This is a genomic window from Caulobacter sp. 10L414, assembly GCF_056395525.1.
In genome coordinates this window covers 65,090-72,489 of the sequence record NZ_JBFTJR010000022.1, presented here as the reverse complement: position 1 = coordinate 72,489, position 7,400 = coordinate 65,090, and the positions used below count along the sequence as shown (strand labels likewise).

4 protein-coding genes are annotated in these 7,400 nt (G+C 67.5%); all 4 read left to right on the top strand.

Translation table 11 applies throughout. The features are described from left to right. The coding region (locus tag AC1DCG_RS11090; protein WP_477041484.1) for a PTS sugar transporter subunit IIB at nt 1–587 on the top strand (587 nt) is incomplete at its 5' end. Nucleotides 588–1,065: 478 nt separating this feature from the next. Then, nucleotides 1,066–3,747 (top strand): TonB-dependent receptor, encoded by a 2,682-nt coding sequence (locus AC1DCG_RS11085; RefSeq protein ID WP_477036583.1) that lies wholly within the window; start codon nt 1,066–1,068, stop codon nt 3,745–3,747. A gap of 108 nt (nt 3,748–3,855) precedes the next feature. Beyond that, nucleotides 3,856–6,165 carry an alpha-N-acetylglucosaminidase gene (locus AC1DCG_RS11080; protein WP_477036582.1) on the top strand — a complete coding sequence of 770 codons (2,310 nt, stop codon included), beginning with the start codon at nt 3,856–3,858 and terminating at the stop codon, nt 6,163–6,165. Between the two features lie 9 nt (nt 6,166–6,174). Next, a complete protein-coding gene (locus tag AC1DCG_RS11075; protein ID WP_477030497.1) occupies nt 6,175–7,290 on the top strand; it encodes an acyltransferase family protein in 1,116 nt (371 codons plus the stop codon). Nucleotides 7,291–7,400: the final 110 nt, after the last annotated feature.

Here is a 7,400-nt window from a genome sequence, read left to right as displayed (position 1 = left end):
GCCGCGAGCCGGCCGAGGAAGCCGCCGCCCTGGCCGCGGCCCCGGCCCCCAGCGCCGGCGGGCGCGGGGCCGACTTCGTGCTGGCCCTGGGCGGGGCGGCCAACCTGGTCAGCGTCGACGCCTGCACCACGCGGCTTCGCCTGATCGTCGCCGACCAGAAGGCGGTCGACGAGCCGCGCCTCAAGGCCCTGGGCGCGCGCGGGATCGTGCGGCCTTCCGACAAGGCCCTGCAGGTGGTGCTGGGCCCCATCGCCGACACCGTCGCCGGCGAGATCCGCCAGGCCGCCGGGGCAGGGGGGCAGGCCCCGGTCGCCGCTTCCGCGCCCGTCTCCCCTCAGGCCGTCGACGCCGGGACCGCCAAGGCCCTGCTGCCGGGCCTCGGCGGCGGCGCCAACATCCTCGCCGTCAGCGCCTGCTCCAGCCGCCTGCGCCTGGAACTGGCTGACCCTGCCAAGCTCGACGAGCCCGCCCTCAAGGCCGCCGGCGTGCGGGCCCTCGTCCGCCTCGACGGACCCGTCGTCCACCTCGTGATCGGGCCAAAGGCCGAGGCTGTTTGCGAAGGCCTTTCCAGAGGTCTCGCCCGCTAGCCACGGCGCCGCGACTCGGGGCATCGACGCCCGCGTTCCGATCGGATCGGAGCGCGGGCGTCTTGCTTTTTGCGGCTTGGTTGCAAGCTGGGCGAGCGCCGGTCGGCCAATTGCGCGCCACGGCTGCGCGGGTCGCGCTCGCTATGCGCGAATGGTCGCAAAAAAGGCATTAAATTGGTATTATGCCTCGTGCTCGAATACATGGGTGATATCCGAATATCATATTGATAATGCTGATATTTGGTCGCGCGCCAGTGGTTGCGCGTCGGTTGAGCCCGAAACCATCGGCGCCTATCCGGCGGTCGGCTGTTAAATTCAAGCATTAGAGCGGGTTGCAAGCTTTGACCGCCTTCCGGGCGGCGCCTACGGTTCCAGTGGGCAGCGAAAAAAGGTCTTCAAATGGTCTGCCCGAAACGGCGCCGCGGGGGAGCGGCGCTCACTGAGCGCGCGCGCCGCGTCCGCTTGAGGGGATAGCATCATGATCGGTCACAAGCTTACGACTTCCCGGCCCGACGCGCTGCGCAAGGCCTTCGTGCTGGCCTTGCTGGCCGGCGCCAGCTTCGCGGCTCCCGCGCTCGCCCAGACCGCGCCCGAGCCGGCGCCCAGCGAGGCCGTCGACGAGGTCGTCGTCACCGCCTTCCGCCGCAGCCTGGCCACCGCGCTCGACACCAAGCGCAACGACGTGCGGGTGTCGGACGGCATCTCGGCCGAGGACATCGGCAAGTTCCCGTCCGAGAACATCGCCGAGGCCATCCAGCGCATTCCGGGCGTGCAGATCTCCAACATCAACGGCCGCGGCTCGACGATCAGCATCCGGGGCCTTGGCCCGCAGTACGCCCTGACCACGGTCAACGGCCAGACCTTCAAGAGCTCGAACTTCACCGACGGCTTCCGCTACGACGTCATCCAGACCGAGCTGGCCTCGGGCATCCAGGTCTACAAGTCGCCGACCGCCGACATGGACGCCGGCGGCCTGGCCGGCACGGTCAACATCGACACCGTCCACCCCTTCAATGTGAAGGGCCGCCAGCTGATCTTCGCCGGCAAGCTGCAGCAGCAGGAACTGATCGGCGGCAGCCCGACAGGCAAGTACGGCGCGACCTATGTCGACCACTTCCTCGACGACAAGATCGGCGTCTTTCTCGGCGCCGGCTACCAGGAGCTGAAGGACCGCGGCGACTATCTCTGGATGGACCGCTGGACCGTGAACAGCGGCGTCTACACGCCGGCCCGCCTGCGCTATCGCCGGATCGACCGCGAAACCAAGCGCAGCATGATCAACGGCGCCATCCAGTTCAAGCCGATCGAGGGCCTGCAGGTCGACGCCATCGCCACCTACGCCAAGGACGAGACGACGCAGGAACTGCACCAGCAGGTCTTCCTGTTCACGACGCCGTCGGCCTCGAACGTCGTCACCCTGGCCAGCGCCAACAATACCGCCACCCGCGTGCAGGTCAGCAACTTCCGCCTGGAGAACAACCACCAGCACGAGACCCGTCCGCAGTCGACCGGCGCCTTCACCACCAGCGCCCGCTGGACCGGCTTCGAGGACTGGGACCTGAAGGCTGTGGCCCACTATTCGCGCGGCCACGCCATCTTCAACGAAGAGGCCGCGATCCTGGGGATCAACATCCCGAGCGCGACGGTCGACATCAGCAACCCGAAGAACATCGTCTTCACGACCTCGACGGCGCTGAGCGACACCGCCCAGTACAATCCGGCGACCCTGGTGCGGAACACCTATCCGAACGGCGCCTACCGCACGATCGACTCCTATGAGGACGCCGGCCAGTTCGACGCCAAGCGTTTCCTGAACTTCGGCATCCTGGAGTCGGTGCAGGCCGGGGCCAAGATCCGCCACGAGGTGCTCAAGCGCTATGTCGTGCGCAAGGACGGCTCCGACAGCATTCCGGCCTCGTGGTCGCCGACCATGGCCGCGACCGGCATCACCGTCAGCAACTTCCTGGACGGCGAGATGACCCTGCCGTCGACCTGGGTGTCGCCGAACCTCGACGCCTATCGCGAGGCGCTGAAGGCGCAAGGGATCAGCGTCTACGAGGCCTTCGACCCGGCCGGCACCTATCGCGTCGAGCGCGACCTGACCTCGTTCTACGCAATGGCCAACCTGAAGGGCGAGATCTTCTCGCGCACCTTCCGCGGCAACTTCGGCGTCCGGCGCGAAAGCACCGACCAGACGGTGGCGGGCTACATCGGCGGCGCGGCCAACCCGCGCAACACCGAGGTCAAGCTGGTCGCGGGCACCTACACGACCAAGAAGTCGTACGACAACGTGCTGCCGTCGGCGAACATCAGCGTCGACCTGACCGACAACCTGCTGCTGCGCTTCGCCGCCGCCAAGGTGCTGGTGCGTCCGATCATCGACTCCAGCAACCAGCTGGCCACCACCATGACCAGCGCCGTCGACACCACCGGCCACCGCGTCTACACGATCGCCATCGGCCAGGGCGACCTGAACCCGATGACGGCCAACCAGATCGACGTGACGCTGGAGTGGTACTACGGGGCGGGCAACGGCCTGTCGGCGGGCTTCTTCTCCAAGAAGGTCAAGAACGGCGTCTACACCTCGCTGACCTGCCCGGCGTCGTACGAAGGCACGGCCCTGACCCGCGACAGCGGCGGCGTCTGTCTGTCGAGCGCCGGCGACACCTACAACATCACCCAGAGCTTCAACGACGGCCGCACGGTCGACATCCACGGCTACGAGGTGAACTGGCAGCAGTCGCTGGACGCCTGGCTGCCGATCGAGGGCTTCGGCCTGATCGCCAACTACACGCACGTCAATCCGGCGACCTCGGTGACGGGCTTCAAGCTGGCCAACCTGTCGGAGCACACCGCCAACGGCACGGTCTACTGGGAGAACCAGACCTTCAGCGCGCGTCTGTCGGCCAACTACCGCAGCGCCTACGACCAGACCTCGGTGGAGAGCTTCTTCTCCGGTCCGCTGGGCCACACGGTCGCCTCGCGCACCCAGTTCGACCTGAACCTCGGCTACAACATCAACGAACGTCTCAGCCTGTCCTTCGCGGCGATGAACATCAACAACGCCCAGGAAAAGGCCTACCTGCTCGACAAGAGCCGCTGGCAGATGACCTCGGTCACCGGCCCCAGCTACTACCTGTCGTTCCAGTACAAGATGTAGTTCCCCCATCTCCCTCCCCGGAGACGCCGTCCGTGCGGCGCAACTGCTGGTCGCCGCCTGACTCCTGGGCGGCGACCAGATTTTCGTTTCAGAAGAAGAGTTGTCTCGATGTCGTTTCGACCCTCGCGCCGCCAGACCCTGAAGCAGGCTTTCGCCGTCGCGGCCGCTGCGTCCTTGCCTTCGCTGGCCATGGCGACGACGCGTGGGAGCGAGGGGCTCGACGCGGCGCGAGCGGTCCTGAAGCGGCGGTTCGGTCCGCGGGCCGACAAGATCGACCTGGCGCTGTCTTCGACCGCGAGCGGCAAGCCCTGGTACGCCGTGCAGGCCACGGGCGGCGAGCTGGCGATCAGCGGCGACACGCCAGTGGCGCTGGTGCGCGGCGCCTACGCCTACCTCAAGGAGGCCGGGGCGGCGCAGGTCAGCTGGGAAGGCGACCGCGTCGCCCTGCCGGCCCGCTTGCCCGACGCCGACACCGGTCGGGTGGAAAGCCCCTTCGCCCACCGCGCCTACCTGAACACCTGCACCTACGGCTACACCACGCCCTGGTGGGGATGGGAGCGCTGGACCCGCGAGATCGACTGGATGGCGGTCCACGGCGTCGACATGCCGCTGGCCATGGAAGGCCAGGAATATGTCTGGCGGGCCTTGTGGCGCGAGTTCGGGCTGAGCGAGGCCGAGCTTGCCGACTACTTCTCGGGCGCGGCCTTCACGCCCTGGCACCGGATGGGCAACATCGAGGGCTACGCCGCCCCGCTGCCGACCGCCTGGATCGACAAGAAGAAGGATCTGCAGGTCAGGATCCTGGCCCGCATGCGCAGCCTGGGTATGACGCCGATCCTGCCGGCCTTCGGCGGCTATGTGCCCAAGGCCTTCGCGGCCAAGCACCCGCAAGCCAAGATCTATCGCATGCGGCCTTGGGAAGGCTTTCACGAGACCTACTGGCTGGACCCGGCCGATCCGCTGTTCGCCAGGATCGCCGGCCGTTTCCTGGCGCTCTACACCCAGACCTATGGCGCGGGGACCTACTACCTCGCCGACTCGTTCAACGAGATGCTGCCGCCGATCAGCGCCGACGGGGCCGACGCCCGCGATGCGGCCTATGGCGACGGTACGGCCAACACCGCGGCCACCAAGACCAAGGTCGAGCTTGATCCGGCGCTGAAGGCCAGCCGCCTAGCCGCCTATGGCAAGGCGATCTACGACTCCATCCGCCAGAGCCGCCCGGATGCGGTGTGGGTGATGCAGGGCTGGCTGTTCGGGGCCGACAGCCACTTCTGGGATCCGGCCGCGATCAGCGCCTATCTCAGCCGCGTGCCCGACGACAAGCTGATGATCCTCGACATCGGCAACGACCGCTATCCGGCGGTCTGGAAGAACGCCAAGGCCTTCGGCGGCAAGCCGTGGATCTACGGCTACGTCCATAACTACGGCGGCAGCAACCCGGTCTACGGCGACCTCGACTATTACCGGACCGACATCGCCGCCCTGGTCGCCAATCCCGACACCGGCAAGCTGTCGGGTTTCGGCATGTTCCCCGAGGGGCTGCACAACAACTCGATCGTCTACGAGGCGACCTACGACCTGGCCTGGAACGGAGGCGGAGCCTCGACCGCCGCCTGGCTGTCGAGCCGCTCGAAGGCCCGTTACGGCAGCACCAGCCCCGAGCTCGATGCGGCGATGGCGCTGCTGGCGCAGGGCGCCTATTCGACCCGCTACTGGAGCTCGCGCTGGTGGAAGAGCAAGGCCGGCGCCTATCTGTTCTTCAAGCGGCCGACGGCGACCATCGGTGAGTTCCCGGGCCATCCGGGCGATCGCGCCAAGCTCGACGCCGCCGTCCGCGCCCTGGCGGTGCTGGCGCCGGCCTATGCGAACGAGCCGCTGTTCGTCATCGACCTGGTCGACGCAACGCGCCAGCTGGCCAGCCTGGAGATCGATGTCCAGCTGCAGGCCGCGGTGGCCGCCTATCGCAAGGGCGACGCGGTCGCCGGCGACCTCGCACGACGCAAGGTCGAGGACCTGGCCCTGGCCGTCGACGCGCTGCTGGGCGTGCAGCCCGAGACCCTGGCGACGTGGATCGACGACGCCCGAGCCTATGGCGACACCCCGAAAGAGAAGGCCGCCTACGTCGCCAACGCCAAGGCCCAGGTCACGATCTGGGGCGGGGAGGGCAACCTCAACGACTACGCCTCCAAGGCCTGGCAGGGACTGTATCGTGACTTCTACCTGCCGCGCTGGGGCCGGTTCCTCGACGCCCTGAAGGCGGCCGGGACCGGTCCGTTCGACGAGGCCGCCGTGGTCAAGGACGGCATCGCCTGGGAGAAGGCCTGGGTCGCCGCCGACACCGCCTATCGCAAGGCGCGTCCGTCCGACCCGACCGGCGCCGTCAAGGCGCTGATCGCCCGTGTCGACCGCGCCTAGGAGAGGGTCATGACCAAGCCGGCTTCCCGCTTCCTGTCGCTGGACGTCTTCCGCGGCCTGACCGTCTGCCTGATGATCGTGGTCAACACGGCCGGGCCGGGCGCGCGTCCGTTCGAGCAACTGGTCCACGCCAAGTGGTTCGGTTTCACGGCGGCGGACGCGGTGTTTCCCTCGTTCCTGTTCGCCGTCGGCTGCTCGATGGCGTTCGCCTTCTCGAGGCCGATCCCGCTGCCGGCGTTCAGCGCCAAGGTGGCCAAGCGCACGGCGCTGATCTTCCTGCTCGGCTTCCTGATGTACTGGTATCCGTTCGTGCATCACGTGGACGGGCACTGGGCGCTGGCGCCGTTCTCCCAGACGCGGGTGATGGGCGTGATGCAGCGCATCGCCCTGTGCTACGCCATCGCCGCCTTCGCCGCCCGGTACCTGTCGCCGCGCTGGATCCTGGGGCTCTGCGGCGGACTGCTGCTGGGCTACTGGGCGATCCTGCTGAGTTTCGGCGACGGCGACCCCTATTCCAAGCTCGGCAACGCGGGAACCAAGCTCGACCTGCTGGTCGTCGGTCGCGACCATCTCTATCGCAAGGACGGCGGTTTCGACCCCGAAGGGCTGCTGGGAACGCTGCCGGCGACCGTCAACGTGCTGGCGGGCTATCTGGCCGCCCGCGCCCTGCGCCAGGCCAGCGACGGCCGCAAGACGCTGATCCGCATGGCGGGCCTGGGCGGGGTTCTGATCCTGGCGGCGCTGGCCTGGAGCCCGTGGTTTCCGATCGCCAAGAAGCTCTGGACCGGAAGCTTCGTGCTGCTGACCGTCGGCCTGGATCTGATCCTGCTGGCCGCTCTGGCGGCGCTGCTGGAAGGGCGTGAACCGAACGCGGCGACGCGCTTCTTCCAAGTGTTCGGCCTCAATCCACTGGTGATCTACCTGTTCTCGGAACTCTTCGTAATCACCCTGCGCCAGTTCGAGATCGCGGATGGGCTGGATCCCTATGAGTGGATCGGGATCCACCTCTTCCAGGCGGTTGCGCCGGGAGGCCTCGGTTCGCTCCTCTGCGCCGTCGGCTACATGCTGGTGTGCTGGCTGCTGGGGTGGGTGATGTATCGGCGGGACATGGTGGTGAAGCTCTAGCGCTCCGGGAGTCTTGGCGGCCCGTCCACGGCGGTTCCATCTATCAGCGCGTGTTGCCTTTGATCAATTTTAAGGCGATTTTGATGCGATGCACGGGGGTGCGTCGTATC